The organism is Massilia scottii (genome assembly GCF_030846495.1).
Lineage (GTDB): Bacteria > Pseudomonadota > Gammaproteobacteria > Burkholderiales > Burkholderiaceae_D > Telluria_A > Telluria_A violaceinigra.
In genome coordinates, this window is record NZ_JAVCWM010000025.1 from 62841 (window position 1) to 89157 (window position 26317).

Below are 26317 nucleotides of genomic sequence, written 5' to 3' on the forward strand. Positions count from 1 at the left end.
GGTGACTGCGCCCGGCCTGCGACCCGCGGGGACCTACGCCGGACGCCGATTGGCAATCCCGAACGGCACATGCACCATCGGGATCGTCCCTCCGGGCGAGGACGTCAGGTGCGTGAGCTGGTCGTCGAAGAAAATATGCGGCTTGAAGATCGACAGCACGCGCGTCTTGTTCATCCCGCCCAGGAAGAAGGTTTCGCTGGCCGACACGCCCCAGCTTTTGAGCGTGGTCACCACGCGCTCGTGCGATGGCGCGTTGCGGGCGGTGATGATGGCGATGCGCAGCACCTTCTTGTAGCCCGGGTCGCGCCGCTGTGCGCGTTCTTCCAGCCGCTGCATCAGCGACAGCTTGCGGAACATCTCGGCCAGGGGCCCCGGCTGGTGGGGAATGGCCATGTGTTTGGTTTCGTGCGCGTGGAATTCCTCGAGATCGTTATTGCGCTTGAAGATGGTCTCGGATTCGTCGTCGGCGATCACGCCGTCGAAATCGAAGGCCACGCGCAGTTCGACGTCGTCATCCTCATCGACGATTTTCGATGGCAGCACCAGACCGGCCGGATAATTGGCGGCGATGGCGCTCTTGACGTCTTCCTCGTTCGCGCTTAAAAACAGGGCCGCGTTGAACGCCGGCAGATAGGTGTAGGGCGACTTGCCGGTGATGAAGGCGGCGCGCGAAATATCGAGGCCGTAGTGGGCGATCGAACGCATCACGCGCAGTCCCGTTTCCGGCGAATTGCGGGAAAAGAGCACCACTTCCACGGGATTATGGCGCGGGAAGACCTTGTTGATGGCCAGGAAGCGGCGGATGAAGGGAAACGCCACGCCCTTGCCCAGAATGACGTCGAGATTGCGCTCCTGGTACCTGCGGTATTCGTCCGCTCCGCTGTCCAGGTACACCTGGTGCGAGGCGGTCAGGTCGAACAGGGCGCTCGACGCCACGCCGATCACCAGCTTTCCCTCAATCTCGAACGACATCACTCATCCTCATTCTGGAGTTCCTCGAAACAGGCCAGGCCGGCCGCGTCCAGCCCTTCGAGCACGAACGGGTCGTCGGCCTCGAAGTGGGCCGAGTCGACCAGCATGCGCAGGCGGCTGATCATGTCGCCCAGCGCCAGCGCCTGCGAGAGCGGCGTGCCGTCCGGCTGGCCGGCCTGCTCGATGGCGGACGTCACTGTATCAGGAAAGCCCCACGCCCCGGCGATCCGCACCGACAAGGCGCGCGCCTGCGCGTGCAGGGCGATGATGAACGCTTCCGATTGCGGCAGCGCGGGCTCGGTATTGACCTGGTCGAGCAGGCGGAACGAAACGATCAGGCCCAGGTTGTACAGCAGCCCGGCGAAATACGCTTCGACCGGGTTGGCGCGCACCGCCGGCGCCAGCACGCTGGCCGCCAGCGCGCATTTTTCGCACTGGCGCCACAGCAGCGGCGTGGACAATTGCGAAAACGGCCCTGGTGTCATGCTGATGATGATCGGCAGCAGCGAGGCGCGTCCGACCAGCATGCGCAAGCCGTTCACCCCCAGCAGCATGGTGGCCCGTTCGACCGTGGTGACCGGGTCGTTGGTGTGGTAGTGGGGGTGGTGGCAGGGACGGTTCGCTTCGCGCAGTATCTCGGCGACCAGTTCCTTGTCCTGCGACAGCTGGCGCGCCAGGTCGGCACCGGAAACGGTATTGTCGCGCATGCTGCGCAGCAATTGCGGAAACAGGGCGGGCATGCTGGGCGCAAGGGCGATCTCGTCGATCGGCAACTGGCCCATGTAGGCCAGATCGACAAGAATGATTTTTTCGTCACTCGATGGGCCGCTGTTGGGCGTGATGCCGGCCAGCCAGCGGTAGAAAAGGGCATCGACCTGCTGCGCGTGCACGGGGTCGGGTGCGCGCACACGCACTGGAGCGGGCGCGGGCGCGACAGGGGCGGGCGCAGGCTTGCTTTCTTCGCTGTCGCTGCCCAACAATCGATCTAACCACCGTTTCATCGCGTTTCTCTTTATACCTGCACAAAGGCTGACCCTTGGATTTTACCCGATTACTCAGTAGAAACATCGGTTGGAATCGTCCGGCACCATGGAATTTTATCTTCCTGCGCCTGTCCAATACAGCGTGAGCCACAGGAGATTGTCATGAGCACGGAAAAACTGGATAAATCCGCCTGGCACGGTTTTTTCGACGCAATGTCGAAAATCTTGCCCGGAAAGCAAGCTGAGATCGATGTCAATTCGCTGCGCATCGGCGCGCAGGTCGCGTCCGACTACGCGCCGCTGCTGGGTATCGTGTACGACGAGCGCAGCGACATCCTGGAAATCGTTCTTGAAGGCTGGGACCACACGATCGCCCATGTGCGCGACATTTTTCTCGACCGTCACGGCGTCAATCTGAACAGCGTGCTGGTGATCGATGACGACGGCGTCGAGCAAATCGTGCGGCTGCGCGACCCGCTCATGCTGCCGGCGTCAGCAGCGCCCTAGTCGCACTGGAGCAGGACGGCCGTGACGTTATCCCGGCTGCCGTCCCGCAAGGCGGTGGCGATCAGTTCCTTGCAGCAGTCGCCCAGCCGGTCCACGCCCGCTCCCGCCAGCAGGGCGGCGATGCGCTCGTCGGACGTTGCGCCATACAGGCCGTCGCTGCACAGCAGATACACATCGCCTGCTTCCACCGCCTGGATACGCAGGTCCGGATGGACGTCGCACGAAGGTCCGAGCGCTTGCAGCAGCAGATTGCGTGGTGGCAAGTGTCCGGTCGCGCCCGCTTCGATGGCTTCCTGGTACATGGTCTGGTCGCGCGTGAGCTGGGTCAGGCGGCCGGCGCGGTAGCAGTACAGGCGGCTGTCGCCGACGTGAAACACCAGCATCGGCCCGCCCGGTTCGGGTTGCCACAGGCCGGTGAGGGTGGTGCCCATGCCGCCGCCATCGCCGCGCCGGTTGGCCAGATTGGTCTGGTACATGCGCTGGTTGGCGAACTCGACGGCGTCGTGCAGCGTGACCATGGCGGCCAGGGCTGCGTCGCTCGCGATGCCGTCCGGATCGGTGGCGCCGGGGTCGAACGGGCTGGGCCGGAAGGTGGGCGGCACCCCGTTGCTGTCGGCGTCGGTGCTGGCGTGCAGGAACTGGGCCAGCGAGGTGAGCGCGTCGGCGCTGGCGATCTCGCCGGAATCATGGCCACCCATGCCGTCGGCCACGGCCACCAGGCCGAGCGCGCCATCGATCAGGAAATTATCCTCGTTCGAGGGACGGACGGTGCCGGTGTCGGTCATGCCAAAAGCCGTACCGGCGGCGAGGCGGTGCGGTGCGGAGGGTGAAAGTTGCTTCCAAAAATACAAGGCGGCTCCTGAAGGTGGACCGGCGCCGATGGTGGGCGGCGATCGCATATTTGCCATGCTAGCACGCAGGGTACGCTTTGTCCGGCCTGAAAGGGCAAAAAAACCCGGGTCAGGGCCACCCGGGTCAGGGCCGCCCGGGCCAGGGCCGCCCGGGCTAGGGCAAGCGCTCGGGCACCGCGAGCGGCGCCACCGCGTTGCGTGGACGGTTCAAAGCGGCCAGGCCGAGCGCCGCCAGCAATGCCGTGCCCAGGGTGGCCGCGCCGAGCACCAGCATGGCGCCGGCCGGACCGACATCGCGCGCGAGCAGGGCGGCGGCGACGGGACCTGCCGCCGCGGCCAGGCCGGCCACCAGGTACAAGCCCTTTCCCGATGGGCGGGTGCGCGCGAACAGGAGCGCCAGCAGCGCCGCGGCCAGGCCGGCGAGGAGGGGAAACAGGCCGGCGTCGTCCAGCTGCGCCGTCGTCAACGGGATCAGGAACATGAAAACGCCGGGGTACAGGAAGGCCGTCGCCACGACGGCGGGCGCCGCCAGGGACGGGCGCGGCGATTGCATTGGCAGGCGCGGGCGGGCGCTGCGCCGGTCCAGCACCGCAGCGGCCAGGGCGGCGCCGGCCAGCGCGACTGCGGCGCCGGCGAAGCACGCGCCGGCGTAACCGAGATGGTCGGCCAGCACGGCGCCGGCGGCCGGCGCGCAGCAGGCCGCCAGCGCCGCACCGCCGGCCAGCAGGGCCAGTCCGCGCGCGTTGCCGCTGGCGTCGGCGTTGTCGTGCACGTAGCCGTGGCAGGCGCTGAGCATCAGCGCCACGCCAACACCGCCGGCGGCGCGCGCCAGCAACAGCAGCGCCAGATTGGGGGCAAGCGCGCTGCAGGCCAGGGCCGCCGCGGTGGCCAGCGCCCCCGCCGCATAGCCGCGCCGGCGGCCAACCCGGTCCGACCAGGGGCCGGCCCAGGCCAGCGTGAGCATGAGCGCCAGCACGAAGGCGCTGACCGGCAGGGGCGACGCGCCCGCGTGCGGCGCCAGCACCGGCTGCACCAGCAGCGCGGCAAATACGCACAAAAAGGCGAGCAGGCGCACGGTGACGATGCGCTGGCGCGCCAGCGGGCCGCTGATGCCGTCTTCGTCGAAGCGATAACGCGCGCGCAGGCGGCGCAGCACGATGGCGCCGATGGCTTGCTGCGCCGGCGCCGCCGCGCGCCGGGCGACCTCGCGAAAGCCGTCATTGATGCGCGCTTGAAGCTGGTTCAGGCGCGCGGCAAGGGCATCGGGCGGGCCGGCGGCGGCGCGGTGGCGAAAGTCGCCGGCGGCCATGTGGCTCATGACGGCGATCACCTGGCGCACCGGAGCCGAAAAATTCAGGGTGACGATGAACCACAGCGCCTCGAACGCGATGCACAGGCTGGCGAGCAGCAGCACCGCCAGATCGTAGCGCAGCGCCGACATGTGCGTTCGCACGTAGCCGCGTTCCACGCCTACGTGCACCTGTCCATGGCGGACGTAGCGGTGCACGATGTCGGCGCGGGTGTCGAGGTAGTCCTCCGGCGCGATCACTTCGGCGCCCTTGCCGCCGCGGTACAGCACCTTGCCGCTGGCATCGGTGAGAAGGATGTAGGCGATGTCGCCGTGGCGCGCCAGGATTGCTTCCCACGCGCCGCCGCTGGTTGCGGCCTGCGCCAGCGGCGTGCCCTGGTCGATGGCGCGCGCCAGCCGCCCCGCCAGCGCCTGGCCGATCGTCTCGGCCTTGCGTTCGAGCGCGGGCAGGAAGCGCTGGTCCGACAGCGACCAGGCATATGCCGCCAGCGCCACTTGCGTGAGCAGCATCACGGCCAGCACGAAGGCGCACAGCCGGCGCGTGGGGCGCGCGTACAGTTCGCGGTCGCGCCGCTGCACGTGCATCATTCGGCGGCCGGGGCCAGCGTGTCGCGCGCCGCCGCCAGGTCGTGCAGCGCGTTGGTCGCCGCCACGTTGACGTCGCCCACCAGCGCGGCGGCATGCGGCGCGGCGCCGTCGCCGGACGGGGGCAGGCCGAGCGCCGCGTGCATGCGCGCCAGGGTGTCGTCCATGCGCCGCACCAGCAGGTCCACGCCGAACACGAAACAGAAGGTGGTGAGCAGCACCGCGCACACGGTGGCCAAGGTCAGTTCGCGCGCCACCAGCGCGATGGCGCCGGCCTGGCGGTGCGTGGCATGGCGCAGCAGCAGCGTGCCGGCCGGGGTGCCGCCAGGCTGCGACAGGCGCGCGCCGAGGGTGACGAAACCCGGTTCGCGCAGCAGCCAGTCGCGCGCGGCGGCCTGCCCGAGCGGCGCCGCAGGAGCGGCGTCGGCGGCGCCCGCGCGAAACACGCTGGCGGCGGCGTTGTCGATCACGCTGATGGAGACGATGTCGGGATCGCGCCGCAGTTCGCGTTCGAGTACCGCGGCGGCGTCGGGCAAGGCTTTGAGCGGCAGGCCGATCGCCATGCGCGCCTCGAACCGGGTGCGCAATTCGTCAAGCGTGAAGCGCAGCCGCGATTCGTCGATGGCGCGCGTGGTGTCGTCAAGGCGGGTCGCTTGCAGCGCCACGCCCAGGCCCAGCGCCAGCGCGGACAGCAGCACGATGGGCGCGGCAATGAAGAGACTGAGTCGGGATGGCGCCATCGTGCATGAAATAGTATTCGAACGACAATAAGTGTAGCATCGAACGAGCTCATCCATGGTTCGCCAGGACGCCGGCCGGCATCCTGGGCGAGGCAGGCAGGCGCCGGGGAGGCGCCTGGATACTCAGGCAGCGATTTTTTGTGCGCTGCGCGCGGCCCAGCGATACAGGCCGCTGACAATCGCAGCGCCCAGCACCAGGGCGATCAGCATGTGGGTCGTTTCGCTCATGCCGTTGGCGATGGCCAGCGGTTCGCCCACACCCGAGGCGACGATCAAGCCGGCCAGGCCGACGTTGAACAGGCTCTCGCCGACGATAAAGCCGGACATGATCAGGACACCGATGCGCTTGGCCGTTTCGCCCCAGGTGGCGCTGCTCACGGCGCGTTCGAACAGCCAGCCGGCGACGGCGCCGACCACCACCGGCGCGGTGACCGCGCTTGGCAGGTAGATCGCCAGGCCCACGCCGAGCGGCGGCAGGCTGTAACGATCGGCGCTGGCCTTCCTGACGACGAAATTGACGACCACCAGCAGCAGGCCAAGCAAGGCGCCGTAACCGACCAGGTCCCACTCGAGGTTATTGCCGATGACGCCCTTGGCCAGGGTCGAAATCAGCGTGGCCTGCGGGGCCGCCAGCGGATTGTCCGAGATCACGCCGACGTTCGGCGCGCCGGCGAAGCCATTGGCGCGGTTCAGCAGTTCGAGCACCAGCGGCACCACGGCCGAACCGGCACCGACGCCGATCAGCAGGCCGACCTGCTGCTTCCACGGCGTGGCGCCCACCAGCTGGCCGGTTTTCAGGTCTTGCAGGTTGTCGTTACCGATAACGGCCACCGCCAGCACCACGGTGGTGACGAACAGTGCATAGGCGACCAGCGCATGCGCCACTTCCGGGCCCATGATGTGTTTGCCGACGAAACCGACGCTCAGCGACGCACCCAGGATGGTGAGGATGGCGATGCCGGACACCGGCGAATTCGATGAACCGATCAGGCCCGCCATATAGCCGCACACCGCGGCGGCGAACACGCCCGCCACCAGGATGTAGCCAACGCCCACCGCGACCAGCGGCAGCGCGAGGCTCGACAGAACGCCGCCCTGCAGGAAGCTGGCCAGCAGCCAGCCGGCGGGCACCATGGCCAGCAGGGTGATCAGGCCGACGATGAAGATCGGCAGATCCTGGTCGGCGCGCGGAATTTCGGCGCCGGTCATCTTGGCCTTGCGGGCAGTTTCGAGGGCCGACTTGAGGCCGCCCAGCACCGGCTTGCCCAGGCCAGCCAGGGTAACGATGGCGGCGGCGCCAATGGTGCCGGCGCCGATGATGCGCACCTGTTTGCTCCATACGCCGAGCGCGTGGTCGGCGGCCGACAGGGCCGGCATCGGATCCATCGACGTCAATACAGGCACCAGCACGGCCCAGGCGATGATCAGGCCGACCAGCATGGCGATGCCGACGGTGATGCCCATCAGGTGGCCGGCGCCCAGCAGGGCCAGCGAACTGGCGGCGCCGATGCCGGTGGCGCCGGAGCCGGCTTTGAAATAGACGGCCACTTCGCCCGCCATCAGTTTGGCGCCGGCGGCGGCCGCGAACAGCGCGGAGGTCACGCTGCCCCAGATGACGGCCATCAGACCGAGTTTGCCTTCGGCCGCGCCGCTGCGCGAGGACATGCCGACCTTGAGCACTTCGGCCGCGGCCACGCCTTCGGGATAGGGCAGGTCGGACTGCGACACCAGCGCGCGCCGCAGCGGTACTGTATACATCACGCCCAGCACGCCGCCGATGGCGCAGGCGCCGAAGGTAGGCCAGAACGGCACGTGCGCCCACCAGCCGATCATCAGCAGCCCTGGCAGCACGAAGATCACCGATGCCAGGGTTCCCGCCGCCGAGGCGATGGTCTGGACGATGTTGTTTTCCTGGATAGTGGCGTCCTTGAAGGCGCTCAGGAGCGCCATCGAAATGACGGCGGCCGGGATCGAGGTGGCGAAGGTGAGGCCTACTTTCAGGCCCAGGTAGACCTGGGCGGCTGTAAAGACGAGGGTGATGACGATTCCGAGGAGGACTCCCCTGATCGTGATTTCTTTTGGTCCGGCTAGGGCGACGTTCGCCATCGACTGCTCCAGTATGAGAAAGGGGTGCTAAAAAAGCGTCTCATCATAGCTGGCAAAGCGCAAACGCGGAAGCGAAATGCAAATACTGCGTCGGTTCCGTTACTACCCCGCGGCTCTAACCACTAGCTTCGGGCCATTGCCTAACCGCCGGCCTGCGATTCCGCGCCGTGTACTGGCTGCGGCGGCTGCGGCGGCACCGGCGGCACGGCGGGCAAGCCCGGAACCGGCGGCTGGCCCGGCACGGCCGGTTCGCCTGGCTCGCCAGGGTCGCCCGGCAGCACGTCCATGTCGATCGTCTTGAATTCGGTGCTGCCCGCGTATTCGGCATAGATCCAGTCGTCATCCTCGCGCATCACGCCTTCCGGCACGGCGCGTTCCTTGACGGGACGCTTGTCGAGCGCGGCGCGCATGTAATCGATCCAGATCGGCATGGCCAGGGTGGCGCCGAACTCGCGCCCGCCCAGCGAACGCGGCTCGTCGTAGCCCATCCAGGCCACGCCGACCACGTTGCCGGCATAGCCGGCGAACCAGCCGTCGAAGGCGTCGCTGGTGGTGCCGGTCTTGCCGGCCAGGTCGCCGCGGCCAAGCTGCCTGGTGGCGCCGGCGGCGGTGCCGGAGCGGGTCACGTCGCGCAGCATGCTGTCGACCATGAAGGCGTTGCGCTGGTCGATCACGCGCATGCTCTCCTCGCCGACTGCGGGCACCGGCGTCTCGAGCAGGATGGTGCCGTTGCCGTCCGTGATTTTTGCGATCAGGTAGGGCTTGACCGCGAAGCCGCCGTTGGCGAACACCGCATACGCGCCCGCCAGCTGCTGCGGCGTGACCGCGCCGGTGCCGAGCGCCATGGTCAGGTTTTTAGGGTGGCGGGTCAGGTCGAAGCCGAACTTGCCGAGGAATTCATGGCCGTAGCCGACCTCGATGGCGCGCAGCAGGCGTACCGACGGCACGTTCTTCGAGTGCACCAGCGCGCGCCGCATCGACACGTCGCCGTCGAATTTGCCGTCGTCGTTCTGCGGCGTCCAGGTAGTGGTGCCGCCGCTGGGCATCTCGAGTGCTTCGTCGAGGATGCGGGTGCCCGGCGAATACCCCTTTTCGATGGAGGCCGAATAGACGAAGGGCTTGATCGCGGAGCCGGGCTGGCGCCAGGCCTGGGTGACGTGGTTGTACTTGTGCAGGCCGTAATCGAAGCCGCCCACCAGCGCGTGGTACGCCCCGGTGGCCGAATCGATCGCCACGAAGCCGGCCGCCACCTGCGGCAGCTGGACGATCGACCACGGTTTGTCGTCCTTCTCCTTATCCTTGCCCTTGCTCTTGTCCTGGGCGATGCGCACCACCGCGCCCGGGCGCAGCTTGATGGCGGCCTTGGCGCCGGGCGCCAGCGCGGGCGCGGCGAAGCGCAAGCCGGCGCCGGTGATGTCGATGCGCTCGCCGTCCATGGTTTCGACGGCGACCATTTTGGCCGATACCTCGGTCACCACGGTCGGCAGCAGGCCGTCGCTGACGGGGCGCTTGCGCAGCTCCTCGCGCACTTCGTCGGCCCGCTCGTCCGGGTCGGAGGGCATATCGATGAACGATTCGGGGCCGCGGTAGCCGTGCCGCTGGTCGTAGGCCAGCACGTTGCGGCGCAGCGAGTCGTAGGCGGCATCCTGTTCGGCCTTGAGGATGGTGGTGTAGACGCTGATGCCGCGGGTGTAGGCGTCATCCCGGTACTGATCGAACACCACCTGGCGCGCCAGTTCGGCCACGTATTCGGCGTGGGTGTCGAATTCCTGGCGCTTGGCGGCGATACGCATCGGTTCCTCTTTCGCGCTCGTGTACTGGGCGTCGCTGAGGTAGCCCAGCTCGCGCATGCGCCTGAGCACGACCATCTGCCGCTGCTTGGCGTTGCGCGGGTTGACCACCGGGTTGTTGCCGACCGGGTCGCGCGGCACGCCGGCCAGCATGGCCATCTCGGCGATCGAGAGCTGGTCGAGGCGCTTGCCGAAGTAGGCCTGGGCGGCGCTGGAAAAGCCGTACGAGCGCCGTCCCAGGAAAATCTGGTTCATATACAGTTCGAGAATCTTGTCTTTCTTGAGCGCGTTCTCGATCTTGAAGGCGAGGGCGATTTCATCGGCCTTGCGTCCCAGGACCTTGTCGCGCGTGAGGAAGAAGTTACGGGCCACCTGCATGGTGATGGTCGACGCCCCTTCGCGAAAGCCGCCACGCAGGTTGGCGCGCGCCGCCCCGGCCGCGCGGATCCAGTCCACGCCGCCGTGCGTGTAGAAACGCGTGTCTTCGATGGCCAGCACGGCGTTTTTCATCATCGGCGGCACCTGCTCGATCGAGATGAAGTCGCGGTGTTCTTCGCCGAATTCGCCGATCAGCACATTGTCGGCGGTGTAGATGCGCAGCGGGATCTTGGGGCGGTAGTCGGTCACCGCATCGATGGCCGGCACGCGCGGCACGATCACGCCATAAAAGTAGCCGAGCAAGCCGAGTACCATCAGCAGGCCGGCGGCAAGCACCAGCAGCAGGGCGCGGATGATGTATTTGCGCGTCATCCAGCGCTTGAAAAAGGTATCTGTAGTCAAAACGATGTCCGCCAGGGCGGGCCGTGCCAAGAGTGACGGCCCTGTCCGGCGAATTATAGTCGATCGCTTTCGCGGCCCCGCGACCGCTCAGACGAAGGCCAGGTCGTGCTGCAGGATCAGGTGATCGAGCCAGTCGTCGCTGTGGCCGAAGCGGTAGCCCAGCTGCGCCGCGCGGGCGGTGTCCATCATGTACGGGGCCGGATAGTCGAAGGGACTCAGTTCGCCGGCGGCAACCGGCGGCTTGGCCGGCAGCGCGCGCACCGGCACGTCGAGCAGCATGCCGATGCGCTGGTACAGGTCGAACGCGGACAGGCCGCCGTCGCAGGCCGCGTTGACCGGTCCCAGGAAATCCTGTGCGCCAGCCCACAGCAGGAAGTTGCTCGTGCCCTGGGCGCTCATGAAGGAGCTGGCGGCGGCCGCATTGGCGTAGCGCAGCGGCGCGTGCTGGCGCACCAGGTCGACGTAATGGGCCAGCCGGCCGGTGAAATCCTCGGCGCCGGCCAGCACGTGGCCGATGCGCACCGTCACCAGGGGCAGCGAGCCGTCGCGGTACAGATAGGCTTCGGCCTGCAGCTTGCCCATCACGTAGCTCCGGGTGGCCAGTTTCGGGTCATGCCAGGGATAGCGCGTGTCGATCGGCTGGGCGAGCATATTGATGTCGTCCTCCGCGAACGGCGCATCCTGGCGGCCGAGCAGGTCGCGGTAGACGTCGATGGTGGAGGCGACGATGTAGCGTTTCACCTTGCCGGCGAAAACCTTGACGGCGATGGCGGCGTCGAGGGGGCTGTAGCACATCTGGTCGTAGACGATGTCGTAGCCGTCAGTGCCCGAAATGTGCGCAAAGGCGGCGCGCATGGCGTGTTCGTTGCGGCGGTCGACCCGGATGCGGGCAATGCGCGCGCCGAACGGGTCGGCGGTGATGCCGCGCGTGGCAATCGTCACCTGGTGACCCGCGTTGAGCAAACGCTGCACCAGCAGCTTGCCGAAGTAGCGGGTACCTCCTATCACCAATATATTCTTGCGCATCGCATTCCCTTGTTGATTCCAGTATATTTTCTGCTTAGTATGGCGATTCAACAAACGAGAAAAATTGAATCGATGAGCAAGAAAATCTTATTCATGGGATATGCATGAAGCCGCTGCGCACGCTTTCCGGCCTGGTCGACTTCGACTGCGCGGCGCGCTGGGGCAGCTTCAAGCTGGCCGCCCAGGAGCTGCACAAGACGCCGGCGGCGATCAGCCAGCAGGTCAAGCAGCTCGAAGAGAACCTGGGCTTCGCCCTGTTCATCCGCCATGCGCGCCATGTGACCCTGACCGCCAAGGGCCAGGAACTGGCGGTGGCGGTGGGGCGCATGCTCGTCGAACTGCGCGCCAAGGTCGGGGCCCTGCAAGGCGGCGACGAGGAGTCGGTGCTGCGCATCTCGACCACCCATTCGTTCGCCATCAAGTGGCTGGTGCCGCGCATGCACCGGTTTACCAAGCTGTATCCGGAACTCGATATCCGGCTCGATTCGAACGACGCGCCGGTCAACCTGGAAGACGACAGCAGCGACGTGGCGGTGCGTTACGGGCCGGTGAGCGATGGCGACCCGGCGCTGCTGTTTCGCGAGCGCCTGATCGCCGTCTACAGTCCCGACCTGCTGGCGCCGGGCCAGGCCGAATTGACCCTGGCGGACCTGCCCAATTTCCCGCTGCTGTACGAGAATTCGACCGAATCCTGGCTGCAGCTGCTTAACGAAAACAAGGCACTGAAGGGTAAATACGATTTTTCGCGCGGCTACAGCCACTGGGGCGTGCTGGCCCAGGCGGCGGTGGCGGGGCAGGGGATTGCGCTGGTGGCGTACGGGATCGCGTTCCAGGATATCCTGAAAGGGTCGCTGCGGCAGATCAGCTGCCGCAGCGCGCCGTTCGGCAGCGGCTACCGCTTCCTGGTCAACCGCAGCAAGGAGAACATGCCGAAGGTGCAGCGCTTCCGCGCCTGGCTGGTGGCGGAGATGAACGAGATGCAGCGCGCGCTGGAACAGTCTTCGTAATACGCGCACGTAAACGACAACGGCGGCCCGCGGGCCGCCGTTGTTCATGGCGCTACAAGGCTTACTTCACGCCGTGCATCAGCTTCTGGATCAACGGTGCGAGCAGGAACAGCAGCACGCCGCCGATCATCAGCCACCAGAAACCCTGGGTGTAGCCGGACAGTGCCGACGCGATCGACATGCCCGATTCGCCGCTGACATGGCTGGCGAAAATGCCGGACAGGTTGTTGCCGATACCGGTCGAGAGGAACCAGCCGCCCATGCCCAGGCCAACCAGGCGCACCGGTGCCAGCTTGGTGACCATCGACAGGCCGATCGGGGACAGGCACAGCTCACCGATCGACTGCACCCAGTAGACCGCGAACAGGGTCCAGAACGGGATCTTGCCGTAGGTCGGATCGACCAGATGGGTCAGTGCGTACATCAGCAGGCCGAATGCGAGGCCGTTGAAGATGATGCCCAGGCCGAATTTGCGCGGAATCGACGGATTGACGTTGGCCTTGCCCATGGCGACCCAGACCCATGCAATGATCGGAGCGCAGGCGATGATGGCTACCGAGTTCACGCTCTGGAACCAGGCGGTCGGGAATTCGGTCATGCCGAATGGCGCGGTGATGAACGACAATGCGCCCTTGCGGTCGACGATGCTCTCGGCCAGGAAGGTGAACGAGCTGCCGGCCTGTTCGAAGAACATCCAGAACAGGATGTTGAAGGCGAAGATGATCATCATCGCGAAGGTCTTGTCGCGTGCGACTTTGCCGTCGCGGACGCCTTCGGCGATCAGCATGCCGGCCAGGATCACGAACAGGATGGTCAGCACGATCTGCAGATTGCCGGCGCCGGCCTTGAGCAGGAAATACATCAGCGGAATGACCAGCAATGCGCCGGCGACCACCATGATCATGCGCTTCGGGCTGTTGTCTTCCGCTGGCGGCGCGCCGATGCCCTTGAGGGTGGCGCGGCCGAAGAAGAACCATACCAGGCTGATCAGCATGCCGATACCGGACGCGAAGAACACGACCTTGTAGGCCGGGATATCGCCGGTGTTGAACACTTTCTGGGCCAGCACCTGGGTAAAGATCGGGGCCAGGAAGGCGCCGGCGTTGATGCCCATGTAGAAAATGGTGAAGCCGGAATCGCGGCGGGTGTCGTTCAGCGTGTACAGCTTGCCGACCATGGTCGAGATGTTCGGTTTGAACAGGCCGTTACCGACGATGATGGTGGCCAGGCCAAGCTTGAACACATCTTCGTTCGGCACCGTGATGGCGAACAGGCCGGCGGCCATGAACGCGGCGCCGATCAGGATCGAGCGCTGGTAGCCGATGACTTTGTCGGCGACATAGCCGCCGAAGACGGCGCCGGCGTACACCAGCGCGAGATAGGAACCATAGGTCAGGTTGGCCGCCTGCTGGCCGCTGGCGTCGCCGCCGTAGAACTGCGTGACTATATATAGCACGAGTGCCCAGCGAATACCGTAGAACGCAAAACGTTCCCAGAATTCGGTCATGAACAACATCCAAAGCGGACTTGGGTGACCCAAGAACTGCTTGAACTCCGGGATTGCGACTTCCTGGTTGGGTGTGGTAGCGGCACCGCTCATGCGGTTTCTCCTGAATATGGTTATGGTTGGATAAATCATATGGACAGCCGCGGCTCGTGACCCCGGTTTTCCAATAGGGTCGCATTTTAATGTAAATCGACTATGCTCAGCGAATTTTTGCCGGATGTGCTAATTAAGCCATGAAACGAGGCGGCGCAAGCACAGCGGAACTTGTGCCCCCCAAGAGCGGCGAGTTGTCGTATATTGGCATTGCAGGCTTGTTTGTTACACCGAATCGAAAAGGATTTGTACTATGGAACATGACGTTGTCGACACCCTGATTTCGCCGGAAGGCCAGCTGGAAGTGCTCTCGAAAGCCGAAGTCTTCAAACTGCTCGACACCAGCCAGGGCGGCCTGTATCAAATCTTCCGCAACTGCGCGCTCGCGGTCCTGAACTGCGGCAGCACCATCGACGATGGAAAAGAACTGCTGGAACGATATAAATCCTTTGAAATCAGCATCGTACAGCGCGAGCGCGGCATCAAGCTGGAGATCAAGGGGGCCCCGGCGATCGCCTTCGTCGATGGCAAAATGATCAAGGGGATTCACGAGCACCTGTTCGCGGTGCTGCGCGATATTGTTTTCATCAGCAGTGAAGTCACCGACAACCCCAAGTTCGACATGTCGCGCACGGAAGGGATCACCGATTCGGTGTTTCATATCTTGCGCAACGCCAATGTGCTGCAGCCGCAGCGCAATCCGAACCTGGTGGTGTGCTGGGGCGGGCACTCGATCAACCGGATCGAATACAACTACTCGAAGGAAGTCGGCTACCAGATGGGATTGCGCGACCTCGACATCTGCACCGGCTGCGGCCCGGGCGCGATGAAGGGGCCGATGAAGGGCGCGACCATCGGCCACGCCAAGCAGCGCCTGTCGGGCGGGCGCTACCTGGGCATTTCGGAGCCGGGCATCATCGCGGCCGAATCGCCCAATCCGATCGTCAACGACCTGGTGATCATGCCCGATATCGAAAAGCGGCTGGAAGCGTTCGTGCGCACCGGGCACGGCATCATTGTGTTCCCGGGCGGGGCCGGCACCGCCGAAGAGATCCTGTACATTCTCGGCATCCTGCTCCATCCGGATAACGCCGACATGCCGTATCCGCTCATTTTCACCGGACCGGAAACGTCGCGCGACTACTTCATCCAGATTAACCAGTTTATCGCCGATACGCTGGGCGAGGAAGCGCAGAAGCGCTACAAGATCATCATCGACGATCCGGAAATGGTGGCCAAGGAGATGCAGCTGGGGATCCGCCAGGTGCGCGAATTCCGCAAATCGCGCAGCGATGCCTATTATTTCAACTGGCTGCTCAAGATCGACGAGGAATTCCAGCGCCCGTTCCGGCCGACGCACGAGAACATGCGCAACCTGACCCTGCACAAGAACCAGGAAAAGCATCTGCTGGCGGCCAACCTGCGGCGCGCGTTTTCGGGCGTGGTGGCGGGCAACGTCAAGGACGAGGGCATTCGCGCCATCGAAAAATTCGGGCACTTCGAGATTCACGGCGATGCCGCCATCATGGGGCCGATGGATGCGCTGCTGTCGTCGTTTGTCGCGCAAAGCCGGATGAAGTTGCCGGGCAAGGCGTACACGCCGTGCTATCGGGTGATCACCTAAGCTGCATGGTGCGCGCCGGCCGGCGCGCACCGCTGTGCATTCGTTCGCGTCACATGAGCTTTTTTACAAAGCCCACATAGATGCGCCGTGCGATGAAATGATCGTAGCCAGTCTGGCGGAAGGTGCTCGCGTCGGTGCGGTAGGTGCGCTTGCTGCCATCGAAGATATCGCTGGCGTTGACCGTCAGGCTGAGCGTCTTGGCCAGCTGGCGCTTCCAGCTCAGGTTCACATTGCTGGTCGAACCATGCCGGCCGAGCGGTGTGATTGCCGATGTCTGGCCATGCGCGTCGAGCGACAGATTGTCCGGTCCGGCGCTGTAGCTTGCCCTCAGGTTGATATAGCCCGCAATGCCGTCCTGGCGCACAGCGCCATACAAATCGGGCGTGGACAGCACCACGCGATAGGCGCCGCCGTCCATGCCCATACTCAACTTCGCATCCGGCGTCCAATCGAGAGAGCCTGTGACGCCCGTCGAGCGCGCCTGACCGCCATTTTGCTTCGAGGTCACCAGCACGTTGTCGGCAAAACTGCGCGCATCGGCTACCGTGTCGCCGCTGGTGCGGCAAAAGGCGCTCACGCTGCCGCTCAGGTTCCCCATGTCCGCGTCGCTGCCGATCTCCCATGAGGTCAGCAGCTGCGGCTGGAGGCCGGGGTTGCCACGGCTTAGGTTTTGCGCATCCACGTAGGTGGTGAACGGATTCAGATCGCGCGGATCGGGCCGCTGGAGGCTGCGCCGATAGCTGAGCGTGAGGTCGGTTGTGTCGCTGGCGGCATATTTCAGGTGAAGGCTGGGATTGAACGCCTGCCAACGCCCGGTCTGCATCACGCCCTGTGCCGGCCTCACCCGCAGCGCCATGCGCTCGATCCGGCCGCCCAGCAGCGCTTCCCATTTTCCGTGCCTGACCTGGTCGGTGAGATAGGCGGCACTCAGCGTTGTCGCCACGGCATAGCCGTTGGTCGTATCGGCATCGGGCGTCTCGGCTCCCGTCAGACGATCGACCGAGGCCCGATAGTTATAGAGGTCGTTGACCTCGTCCTGGATATCGAGGCCCATGCCCCACTGGCCGTGACCGGACGCGCGGCTCCAGTCGAGGGTGGCCTGGTTGAGGTGGCGCGCCGACCTGGTGGCGCCGCGACTGTAGCTGGTGGCGCGCACCGGTTCGACGAACACGTCGCGATAGGACTTGTCGATCAGGCCCCTCGTATTGCTGCGCTGAAGCATTGCCTTCAGCGCGCTACCGGCGTCCTGGTGGCTGTAGCTCAGGCTGGCGCTGTCGTCGGCCTGCTCGTTGGGGCCGTAGGAGATGCGATGGTAGATGCTCTCGCCAGCTGCGCTGCGGGCCACGTTCAGCGTGTCTAACAGCGGACGCGACGCGCGGTCGTTATAGCTTGCCGACAGGCTGAGGCTATCCGTGTCGCCGAGGGCGTAATCGACGCCCAGTGCAGCGCTTTGGACCTTGCGGCGGACGAATATCTCCGACGTCTGCAGCGTAGTTCCGGCTTGGCCGCCGACAGGATTATGCCAGTCGACTGCCGACCGGCGCGATTTCTGCGTGCCGTCACGGCGGTACGCCAGGTTGCCATGCACGCTGATATCCTTTCTGGTCACGTCGCCCGATGCACCGACATTCCACAGGCCCTGGTCGGTGGCGCTTCCTTTTAACTGCGCGTGCGCACCCGGCTTGCGGTTTCGCTTCAATACGATATTGACGACCGCACCGCCATTGGCGTTGTAGGCGGCGGACGGATTCGTGATCACTTCGATGCTGGCAATGTCGGTGCCGCTCATGGTTTGCAGCGCCACCGCCCGCTCGTCACCCGACATCATCGCCGTCGGCTTGCCGTTGACCAGGACGGTGACCTCGGTATTTCCCTTGACCGCAATTTGTCCGTCGGCCGTTACCGATACCCCGGGAGTCGATTGCAAAACATCCTGGCCTGTACCGTTTGCCGCCCTGGCCATATTGGAAACGTCATAAACCGTCTTATCGAGCTTTTTAACGACTGGCTCTTTCTTGGCTGTCACTGTCACCGTCGCGGCTGCCGGCTCTTCAGCGCGCGTTTTCACTGGCAGCGCGACGAGTCCGAGCAGGGTCAGGGAGAATGTCGTCCTGAGTACGGCACACCGAAATGGGTTGGCGACGGTGATGTGCTTGCACCTGTGCGGTGGCGACTGTTGAATAAAATACATGCCAGCATTGTAACGTTTCTACATCTCAATGGGCGGATTTTGACAGCCGTCGGCGGCTACTTTCAGCGCCTGCGCGCGCGCACCAGTTTGTCGGGATTGCGCACCACATAGATCGCGCTGATCCTGCCATCTTCCATATCGAACGATATGGTCGAATCGAGCTTGCCATCGACAAGGCGCAGCAGGCCTGGCTGGCCGTTGATGCTCGCGTGCTCGAACGTGGTGACGTCCCCATACTTGCGCGCCATGCTCTCGTAGAAGCGGGCGATCTTGTCGGCGCCGCGTACCACGTTGAGGATGGCCGATACCTTGCCGCCGCCGTCGGCCGTGAACGAGGCGTCAGGTGCGAACAACTGCGCCAGCTGTGCGCGTTCGCCGCTTTGGGCGGCTGTCACGAAGCGTCCCAATAAATCCATATGCATTGCATCGCTCACCGCAAAGCGCGGCCGCGCGGCGCGCACCCGTTCGCGCGCGCGGTGCAGCAGCTGGCGGCATGCCGCTTCGGTTTTGCCGACGGCGGCGGCGATGTCGGCGTAGCCGCAATCGAACACTTCATGCAGCAAAAATACCGCGCGTTCTTCGGGACCGAGGCGCTCCAGCATGAGCATGAAGGCCATCGAGATATCGCCCGCCAGTTCCAGGCGCGACTCGGGCAGGTCGCTTGCGCGCGTGACGATCGGTTCCGCCAGCCATGGGCCGATGTAGGCTTCGCGTTCGGCGATGGCGCTGCGCAGGCGGTCGATGCACAGGCGCGTGGTGACGGTGACCAGCCAGGCGTCGGCGCTGGCCAGCGCGGCGCGCGCGTCGTTCGCGTTCCAGCGCAGCCATGTGTCTTGTACGGCGTCATCGGCGTCGGCGCGCGAGCCGAGCATGCGGTAGGCGATGCCGAACAGGCGTGGACGGAGCTGGTGGAACTGGCGGGTGAAGGTGTCGTTCATTCTTTTTTGAGGAAAGCTGTCACAAACGGTGCGACAGGCTCGTCTAATGATTGTACGGCCAACCAATCAACATCACCAAAAGGGAATCAGCATGGAACGCATCGATTTTTACACCGCTTCGCCGAAGGCCGTCAAGGCATGGGTGGCGCTCGAACAATACATCGCCACGTCGAGTATCGACAAGCCGCTGGCGGAGCTGGTACGGCTGCGCAGTTCGCAGATCAATGGCTGCGCGTATTGCGTCGACATGCACGCGACCGATGCGCGCGAGGGCGGCGAAGCCGAACGGCGCCTGCATGCGTTGTCGGTGTGGCGCGAAACGCGGTTTTTCACGCCGCGCGAACGGGCCGCGCTGGGCTGGACCGAAACCATGACGCGCCTGGCGCAGCAGCCGGACACCGGCGAAAGCTACGCGGCGCTGGCCGCGCAGTTCAGCGCCGAGGAGATGGTCGATCTCACCTTGCTGATCTCGACCATCAATGGGTGGAACCGCCTCGCGGTGGGATTTGCCAAAATACCGGAATAGCGTATCGCGGCGCGGCTTACGGCAGCACCACCTTGATGATGCCATCGGCCACGGTGAGATACATCACGCCCTTGGCATCGAAGGCGATACCGCTCACCGCGGGCAGGCTGCCCGGCAAGCTGCCTAGTGCCAGGTCGTTCTTGCCAGCCGTGCCGACCGGGGTGCTCACCACGCCGGCGGGCGTGATTTTGCGGATCGTGAAGTTACCGGTGTCGGCGACGAACAGGTTGCCGGCCTTGTCGAACGCCATGCGGCCAAGCGTGGAGAAGCGCGCTTCTTCCTTGCCGTCGCTCGCGCCACCCTTGCCGGGGACGCCGGCGAAGATGGTCATCGCGCCGCCGCTCACCTTCCAGATGACGTTACTTTCCAGGTCCGACAGATACACGGCTCCGCCATTGTCGACTGCCATGCCGCCGTAGCGGAACCCCAGCATCAATACGCCCGGCGAGGTGCCGTTGTAGTTTTCCGCCAGGGTGGTGACGCTGCCGTCGGCTGCGATGCGGCGCAGCGCGATGCGGCGCAGGCTGTCGCAAAATCCCGGGTCTTTCGGCGTCGGGCAATAATTATTGGCGTTGGTGGCGGTGCTCACCAGGTAGATATTCCCCGCCGCGTCGGTGGTCATCGTCGGCAGCGTGACTGTGGCAGGCTTGCCGGCCGGTGTGACATCGCGCGGGTCGACCGGCACCTGCACAGTCGTGGCCACGCCCGCCGGGCTGACTTTGCGTACCAGGCTGATACCCGGGGCCTGGCTGCTCGCCATGTCGAACACGAACAGATTGCCGCTGGCGTCAATGGACAGTTCGGCCGGCAGGCGGAAGCTGGCCTGCCCGGCGGTGCCATCGGCAGTGCCGCTCACGCGTGCCGAACCGGCCAGGGTGGTCACGGCGCCATCCGGGCTGATTCTGCGGATGGCGTGGTTGAGCGAATCGGCAATGAAGACGTTGCCGGTAGCGTCGGCGGCAATGCCCTTGGGTGCGTAAAAGCGCGCGTCCTGGGCAAGGCCGTCGATCGACCCGCTCGAACGCGGCAGGACCGGCGTGCCGGCCACGGTGGTGACGACACCGGCCGGCGTGATCTTGCGCACGGTCTTGTTGCCCGCATCGTTGACGAACACGTTGCCGGCAGCGTCCACGTCGATCCCGCGCGGCAGGTTGAACGAGGCCTTGTTTCCCTGGCCGTCGGCCGAACCAATCTGCTCGAAGCGCCCGGCGAGCGTCCGCACCTTGCCGTCGGCCGTGATGGTGCGGATGCTGGCGTTGCCGGTATCGCTGACATACAGCGTGCCCGCTGCGTCGATGGCCAGGCCGGACGGGGACGAAAAGCGCGCGTTGAAGGCATCGCCATCGGCCCAGCCGCCGTCCGGGCTGCCGGCAACGATGGTGGCGGTGCCGTCCGCCGCGATCTTGTAGATCAGGTTTCCTTCGATGAGCAGCACGTTGCCGGCTGCGTCAATCGCCAGCCCCGACGGCGCGCGCAGGGTGATCGGCTTGCCGCCACCGGTGCCGCCGCGGAAGGTGTGCAGGGCCATGGTGCTCACGTTGCCGGCGGCGTCGATGCGGCGCAGGCTGGCCGCCTCGCGTCCCTGGTCGCTGATGTACACGATGCCATTGGCATCGACCGCGATGTCTTGCGGGTTGTCGAAGCGGGCCGCCGCGCCTTGGGCGTCGACGGCGCCGCGCGCATCGCGGTTGCCCGCGACGAGGCTGACGACGCCTGCCGGCGATACCTTGTAGATGGCCGCCCAGCAGGATACATGGACGTTGCCCGCCTTATCGTGTCCCGCCGCCCAGGTATTGCATACCGGGTCGACCGGGAGGCGGCGGATGGTGCCGGCGCTGTCGATGCTGGTGATGTTGTAGCCGCCCGCGACGAACAGCTTGCCGGCGGCGTCGATGGACAGGCTGCCCATCACGTCGAAGGTGGGGGGCGTGTCCGGCCCGGGCTTTTCCGCGATGGCGCCGGCCAGGGTCACGAGGCCGGTGCCGGTGACGGTGAGCGCCGCCTTTGCGCTATCGGCGCTGCCGGCGGCGTTGCGCACCGTGACGCTGAACACGGCGGCGTTGTCGCTCAACTGGGCTGGGGCCAGGGTGTAGGCCGACGCGGTGGCGGCGGGGATCGCCACGCCGTTGCGGCTCCATTGGTAGCTGAGCGGATCGGTGCCGCTGGCTGTGGCGCTGAACGTCACGCTTTGGCCGGCCTGCACCGACTGGTTCTGCGGCTGCGATGTGAACGAGGGCGCTTGCGCCGCCGGCACCGTCACCGGCGGCGGAGTTGGCCTACCGCCGTCGCTGCCTCCACCGCAGGCGCTCAGGCCCGTTATGCAAACCAGCGTGGTGATCGCGGCAGCGTTGATGGTGCGGGCCTGGCGGGTTTTATGGGGCGACACGGCTGCCTTATTGGTAAGATTAATAGAATGATTATACTTCAGGCTGGATGGTACTCCTTTTTGTGCATGACCCGAGGCCATGTGATGACTTGTTACAACTGACTGGCATAGCGGCCCGACGGCGGCTCCAGCAAGAAGGCGGCAATGGCGTCCCATCCACCGGAGCCGGCAAGCTGGTCGATGTGCGCCTTGTGTGCCTGTTCGCTATCCCATTGTTCGACCAGCGTGAACACGGCCGGATCGTCTTTGGTGCTAAAGATGCTCACGCCACGGCAGCCGGCGACGGTGGGCAGGTCGCGCTTGACGTTATCGAGCATGGCGCGGAAATCGGATGCGGCCTCGGGCCGGGTGGTGAAAGTGATGATAAAGACGGTGCCTGTCATGGTTGCTTCGCTTTGCGTATGGTGGTTGCGGCCGCGAATCGGCCGTGCGCATACGATAGGCCTTGATCAATGGCGCCGCCAGCGGCCAGGCTGCGTTTATATTGACTGTGCCTGCTGACTTGCGAGCTGGCGCGCGTACTGCGCCGGCGGGGCGCCGTAGCGGCGCTTGAATTCACGCGTGAAGTGCGCGGCGCTGTCGAAACCGGTCAGGGCGGCCACCTCGCCGGGCCGCCTGCCGCCGGCCAGCAGCACCCGCGCTTCGTCGAGGCGGGTAATGCGCAAAAAGTGCATCGGCACCAGCCCGGCCACCTCGCGGAAGGTGTGGGCGAAATGCGAGGGGCTCATCGCGACGGCGCCGGCCAGTTCGGCGACATCCAGCGGACGGCGGAAGTGCTGCTGTATCAGCTGCACTGCCTTCTGGGTGCGGGGGGCCGAACGCTTCATCGCCGCGGCATCGCGGATGGCGCCCGGCCCTGAAGCACGACGACAATGCCGGGCGCCAGTGTCTGGGTTTTGTCGTAACGCAGCGGCGTTGAAAAGCGGTAGTAGCGCAGGCCGGGCCAGATGGAATCGGTCCGGCTTTCGCTCACGGCGCGCGCGGCGACCATGCTGCGCAGGCGTGCCAGGGGCGTCGAACTGGCGTCGGTACTCACAATGTGGACTCGTCCTGAAAAGAGAGCCTGCACTATAAAATGGATACGCGCCGGCAGCCGACGCCCCCATGGTGTGGCGGTCAGGCCGTTTCGCGGCCTTCGCCCGCCAGCCAGCGCAGCGCCGTCAGGCTGGGCATGAACAGGTATTCACCGCCGCGCACCGTGCAGAAGGTCTGGATGCCGTGGATGCGCTGGCGCACCGGACGCTTCTGGATGGTGAAGGTGCTTTCCTCGTCCTGCTGGCCGAGGATCGGATCGCGCTCCTTGCCCAGGTCCATGAAATTACCATGGTCGACCCACTCGGCCTGCATGAACTCCACAGTCTCGGGCGCCTTGGCGCTGATCCCGATGAAGAACAGGCCGCGTTCCTGGCCGTCGTCTTCCAGCAGGTCCGCGCGCCATGGCGCACCGAAGGTGGTGCTGCGGCGGATGATGCGGTGGATGTTCACGTCGGTCAGCACGGCCAGCTTGCTGTCGCGCGGATTCATGCGGCGCATGTGGCAACCGTGCGGCGCCTGCAGGCCGGCCTGGTCATCCTTGTACGTGAAGTCGTTGTTGCGCTTCGGGTCGGCGCCGAGGGCCGGATCGTCCTGTTCCGGCGCCAGTGTCAGCGGCGCACCGCTGCGCCAGCGGCCTACCAGCTTGGCGGCCAGCAGTTCCTGGCCGGCTTCGTCGTCGGCGTTATCGCGCAAGAAGCGGTTGAACGCGGCGGCGTCGGCCTGGTATTTGCGGATCACGACGAAGGTGCCGTTGCGCCCGAGCGCCTCCGGCTGCGGCATCGCCATCGGCACGCCCGATTCACCGGGATAGCCGAGAATCAGTTCGCCCGCCTTGATCGCGTCGCCCTGGCCCGGCAGCAGGTCTTCGATGCCGCCGTCGATGGCCGGGTTGCTGATGTTGTCGCGGTAGCCGAAGGGATTGAGGCTGTCCGGCTGCGCGCCGAAGTCGTGCATGCCGAGCAGTGTCACGCCGTCGATATCCTTGAATTCGTTCTGCGCGGTGGCCAGCGCATGCTTCCACGATGCTTCATCGGGCGCGAAGATCGAGATGGTCACGTGCACGTCGCCGCTGCCGTAGGGCGCTTCCCAGTTGGCTGGCGCGCTCGGGCCGATGTCCTGCAGGCGGTCGGCACGCGCCGCCATGCCGGCGCGGAAGGCGGCCGGAAAGCTGGCCAGCGAATCGTCGGGGATGTCCAGCGCCACCAGGCCCGCGTGGCTCAATGCCACGGCGATCCATGCGGTGGTGTTGGTGCGCGCGTCGGCGGCGCTGCGCACGTGCGGCGCCAGGCGCGAGAGCAGCGCGCGTCCGCCCGCGGCGTCGTCGATCTTGAGCAGCACGTGGGTGCCGTAGTAAGGGTCGGGACGCTTGAAGAGGATGGTGGCCTGGATGTCGTCCAGTTCCAGCGTTGGCGAGGAATGGACCAGGTTTTTGAGTGTGTCGATGATCGTCATGGGAATCTCAAGCAATCTTGTCCAGGAATTCCTGGAGCGCGTCGTTCTGCTTTTGCAGGCGGCGCGTTTCGACGACCGACAGGTTCGGGTTGGCGACGTACCAGCCGTCGGCGGTGATCTGGTGACCGGCGATGAAGTCTTTCACGCCCGGATCGGTGATGCCCGGCCAGCCTTCGACTGACGAAAACAGCAAATCCATCAGGTCCGGAATCTTGGTCGCGAAGTCTTCGATGTAGGTATCCCAGTCGCCATCGTAGGTGGTGGCGAAGAGGATCCTGGTATCGTTTTCAAAAAATACAAAACGCATGTCGTGCAGGGTCGAGACCTTCTGCGCGCCGTTGAAGTTGCCGTTGACGAGTTTGAAGATGCGGCGCAGGCGGTCGGCACCGCCCGGCTTCAGGTCGGCCATGGCCGTGAGTTCGGAGATCTTGCCGGACTGGCGGCCGATGCGGCCGGCCGATCCCGCGTGGCCTTCGGTATTCGGGTCCTGCTCGCGCAGCATGTTCTCGAGCGCGAGCTTGAGCAGGTCGGGGGCGTCTCCCAGGACCTCCTGGACCTTGCGCTTGATGTCCGCGAGGTCATTGGAAGATTTATTTTGTGGGGTGATGTCGCTCATGATTGCTCCTTGGGTCTTAAAAAAATGGTGATGCCTGGACTGCCTGACTACTTAATCGGGTACCTGGCCAATGCTGTCGATTTCGATGCGTGGCTGTGCATTCATCTCGTGGCGGAATTTGGACGACGCTTCATAGGCCTTGATGCGCGCGCGCATGATGGAGCCGAGCGGGCGGTGCGCCTCGATGCAGTGCCACGGGTTGAACGACAAAACGTCGTCGGCGAACACGCGGCGCGCCGGGCTGAAAGCCTGCTGCGGCGGGATGGTCAGCTTGGCGACGGGCTGGTAGGGCGATGCTTCCTGCGGCCACTCGATCGAGGCGTCTTCGATCGGCATGGTGGCGATGTCGGTGCACAGCTGCGCGCGCAGCTCGTACTCGGCGCCCTGGCCGGAAAAGAAGTCGACCACCAGGTTGCGCAGGGCCGAGTCGTCGGCGTCGTCGCCGAGCGGCTGGCCGGTGAGGGCGCGCACGTTGCTTGAGAGCGGCGCGGCGCACAGCTTGGCCACGTAGTCGCCGTAGCGCACCGCGGCCATGCTGAAGAAGGTCTCGCCGAGAATATGGTTGTTGGGCGCGCCGAGCGTGTCGACGACCGGGTTCTCGATGCCCAGCGCGTGCAGCGCCTTGCTGCCGCCGCGGGCGAGGGCGGCCACGATACGGCGCACCATGTCCGGGTCGTCGGCGTGCTTTTCCAGCAGCTTCTGGGTCTTGAGGTAGGCGGCGGCGTGGCCGAAGGCGATCACAGGATGGTTCACCAGCAGCAGGTCTTGCGTTGTCGCGTCCTGGCGGTTGGGCAGGAACTGGGGGCCGTCGACGCCCAGCATCTTGATCGCCATGCCGCGCGGGGACGGCAGCTTGTCGCTGTGGATGTCGCCGGGCGCGGTGGAAAGGCGGATCACGACCGGGTAGGTGCCGGGACGCGCGAACACGCCCTGGGCCAGGTGCGGGGCCAGGTTGTCGTAGACGGTGACGTGGCCGACCAGCACGCCGTGGCACTTGGCGTGGGCGTCGCGCTTGGCGTGGCGGTGTTTGTCGAACACGCGGGTGTTTACGCGCATCATCGATTCGACCACGCTGTCGATGATCGCATCCTCGTTTTCCTGCTTTTGTTCCAGATTGTCGTTGTAAGGGACGTAGGTGGTAGCAGACATGGGGGTTCCTCGCTTGTTTGTAATATTGCAATGGAATCAAGGAGTGTACCGATAGTGCGGGGGCGTTCGATAGAATGTTTGTTCGAACGGAGGGGTATGGTGGTGGGGCGTGAAGCGATGGATGCTGCGGACGAAAAAAAAGGC

At 65.2% G+C, this 26317-nt stretch carries 22 protein-coding genes; 4 read left to right on the plus strand and 18 right to left on the minus strand.

Annotated elements, in window-relative coordinates:
• Positions 1-33: 33 nt before the first annotated feature.
• Together RBA41_RS26380 and RBA41_RS26385 are read right to left on the minus strand one after the other, a co-directional pair.
• Positions 34-972, minus strand: a complete 939-nt coding sequence (locus RBA41_RS26380) for a 5'-nucleotidase (protein ID WP_306627291.1) — start codon at positions 970-972, stop codon at positions 34-36.
• Positions 972-1973 (minus strand): HDOD domain-containing protein, encoded by a 1002-nt coding sequence (locus tag RBA41_RS26385; protein WP_306627292.1) that lies wholly within the window; start codon positions 1971-1973, stop codon positions 972-974. The genes RBA41_RS26380 and RBA41_RS26385 overlap by 1 nt, the downstream gene beginning before the upstream one ends.
• A gap of 144 nt (positions 1974-2117) precedes the next feature.
• On the opposite strand from RBA41_RS26385, the gene RBA41_RS26390 reads away from it, so the two are divergent.
• The gene (locus tag RBA41_RS26390; protein ID WP_306627294.1) at positions 2118-2462 is read left to right on the plus strand and encodes a DUF5335 family protein; all 345 of its coding nucleotides are present in this window, start codon (positions 2118-2120) and stop codon (positions 2460-2462) included.
• Here RBA41_RS26390 and RBA41_RS26395 read toward each other — a convergent pair.
• The 6 genes from RBA41_RS26395 to RBA41_RS26420 all read right to left on the minus strand — a co-directional run bounded on the left by RBA41_RS26395 (position 2459) and on the right by RBA41_RS26420 (position 11631).
• On the minus strand, positions 2459-3247 hold the full coding sequence (locus RBA41_RS26395) for a PP2C family protein-serine/threonine phosphatase (protein ID WP_306627295.1): 789 nt from the start codon (positions 3245-3247) through the stop codon (positions 2459-2461). The two genes, RBA41_RS26390 and RBA41_RS26395, sit on opposite strands and share 4 nt — an antisense overlap.
• Positions 3248-3467: 220 nt before the next feature.
• Positions 3468-5210: an MFS transporter gene (locus tag RBA41_RS26400; RefSeq protein ID WP_306627297.1), complete on the minus strand. Its 1743-nt coding sequence runs from the start codon at positions 5208-5210 to the stop codon at positions 3468-3470.
• Positions 5207-5947: a hypothetical protein gene (locus tag RBA41_RS26405; RefSeq protein ID WP_306627298.1), complete on the minus strand. Its 741-nt coding sequence runs from the start codon at positions 5945-5947 to the stop codon at positions 5207-5209. Before RBA41_RS26405 ends, RBA41_RS26400 begins: the two co-directional genes overlap by 4 nt.
• A 123-nt stretch (positions 5948-6070) precedes the next feature.
• Positions 6071-8053 (minus strand): OPT family oligopeptide transporter, encoded by a 1983-nt coding sequence (locus RBA41_RS26410; RefSeq protein WP_306627299.1) that lies wholly within the window; start codon positions 8051-8053, stop codon positions 6071-6073.
• Between the two features lie 140 nt (positions 8054-8193).
• Entirely contained in the window at positions 8194-10593 is a 2400-nt protein-coding gene (locus RBA41_RS26415; RefSeq protein WP_306627329.1) for a penicillin-binding protein 1A, read from the minus strand.
• 117 nt (positions 10594-10710) lie between these two features.
• Positions 10711-11631, minus strand: a complete 921-nt coding sequence (locus RBA41_RS26420; protein ID WP_306627301.1) for a Rossmann-fold NAD(P)-binding domain-containing protein — start codon at positions 11629-11631, stop codon at positions 10711-10713.
• 122 nt (positions 11632-11753) lie between these two features.
• Between RBA41_RS26420 and RBA41_RS26425 the strand changes: the two genes are divergently transcribed.
• A complete protein-coding gene (locus tag RBA41_RS26425) occupies positions 11754-12656 on the plus strand; it encodes a LysR substrate-binding domain-containing protein (protein WP_306627302.1) in 903 nt (300 codons plus the stop codon).
• A gap of 61 nt (positions 12657-12717) precedes the next feature.
• Here RBA41_RS26425 and RBA41_RS26430 read toward each other — a convergent pair whose 3' ends face one another.
• Positions 12718-14295 (minus strand): peptide MFS transporter, encoded by a 1578-nt coding sequence (locus tag RBA41_RS26430; protein ID WP_445352075.1) that lies wholly within the window; start codon positions 14293-14295, stop codon positions 12718-12720.
• Between the two features lie 214 nt (positions 14296-14509).
• Here RBA41_RS26430 and ppnN point away from each other — a divergent pair, with 214 nt between their 5' ends.
• The gene (gene ppnN, locus RBA41_RS26435; RefSeq protein WP_306627306.1) at positions 14510-15880 is read left to right on the plus strand and encodes a nucleotide 5'-monophosphate nucleosidase PpnN; all 1371 of its coding nucleotides are present in this window, start codon (positions 14510-14512) and stop codon (positions 15878-15880) included.
• Between the two features lie 49 nt (positions 15881-15929).
• Here ppnN and RBA41_RS26440 read toward each other — a convergent pair whose 3' ends face one another.
• Together RBA41_RS26440 and sigJ are read right to left on the minus strand one after the other, a co-directional pair.
• Positions 15930-18071, minus strand: a complete 2142-nt coding sequence (locus RBA41_RS26440; RefSeq protein ID WP_306627307.1) for a TonB-dependent receptor — start codon at positions 18069-18071, stop codon at positions 15930-15932.
• Positions 18072-18133: 62 nt separating this feature from the next.
• A complete protein-coding gene (gene sigJ / locus RBA41_RS26445; protein WP_306627309.1) occupies positions 18134-19009 on the minus strand; it encodes an RNA polymerase sigma factor SigJ in 876 nt (291 codons plus the stop codon).
• Positions 19010-19100: 91 nt separating this feature from the next.
• On the opposite strand from sigJ, the gene RBA41_RS26450 reads away from it, so the two are divergent.
• The gene (locus tag RBA41_RS26450) at positions 19101-19535 is read left to right on the plus strand and encodes a carboxymuconolactone decarboxylase family protein (protein WP_306627311.1); all 435 of its coding nucleotides are present in this window, start codon (positions 19101-19103) and stop codon (positions 19533-19535) included.
• A 16-nt stretch (positions 19536-19551) separates the two neighbouring features.
• Here the strand turns inward: RBA41_RS26450 and RBA41_RS26455 are convergent, their stop codons facing one another.
• From RBA41_RS26455 to RBA41_RS26485, 7 genes are all read right to left on the minus strand, one after another.
• Positions 19552-21921, minus strand: a complete 2370-nt coding sequence (locus tag RBA41_RS26455) for an immunoglobulin domain-containing protein (protein ID WP_306627313.1) — start codon at positions 21919-21921, stop codon at positions 19552-19554.
• 92 nt (positions 21922-22013) lie between these two features.
• The gene (locus tag RBA41_RS26460; RefSeq protein WP_306627314.1) at positions 22014-22304 is read right to left on the minus strand and encodes a putative quinol monooxygenase; all 291 of its coding nucleotides are present in this window, start codon (positions 22302-22304) and stop codon (positions 22014-22016) included.
• 96 nt (positions 22305-22400) lie between these two features.
• Positions 22401-22748: a helix-turn-helix domain-containing protein gene (locus RBA41_RS26465; RefSeq protein ID WP_306627315.1), complete on the minus strand. Its 348-nt coding sequence runs from the start codon at positions 22746-22748 to the stop codon at positions 22401-22403.
• Positions 22745-22957 (minus strand): hypothetical protein, encoded by a 213-nt coding sequence (locus RBA41_RS26470; RefSeq protein WP_306627316.1) that lies wholly within the window; start codon positions 22955-22957, stop codon positions 22745-22747. Before RBA41_RS26470 ends, RBA41_RS26465 begins: the two co-directional genes overlap by 4 nt.
• Positions 22958-23037: 80 nt before the next feature.
• Positions 23038-24408, minus strand: a complete 1371-nt coding sequence (locus RBA41_RS26475; protein ID WP_306627318.1) for a Dyp-type peroxidase — start codon at positions 24406-24408, stop codon at positions 23038-23040.
• A 7-nt stretch (positions 24409-24415) separates the two neighbouring features.
• Positions 24416-25024, minus strand: coding sequence for a hypothetical protein (locus RBA41_RS26480; protein ID WP_306627319.1), 609 nt, complete (start codon positions 25022-25024; stop codon positions 24416-24418).
• Between the two features lie 51 nt (positions 25025-25075).
• Positions 25076-26173: a catalase family protein gene (locus tag RBA41_RS26485; RefSeq protein WP_306627320.1), complete on the minus strand. Its 1098-nt coding sequence runs from the start codon at positions 26171-26173 to the stop codon at positions 25076-25078.
• Between the last annotated feature and the right edge of the window lie 144 nt (positions 26174-26317).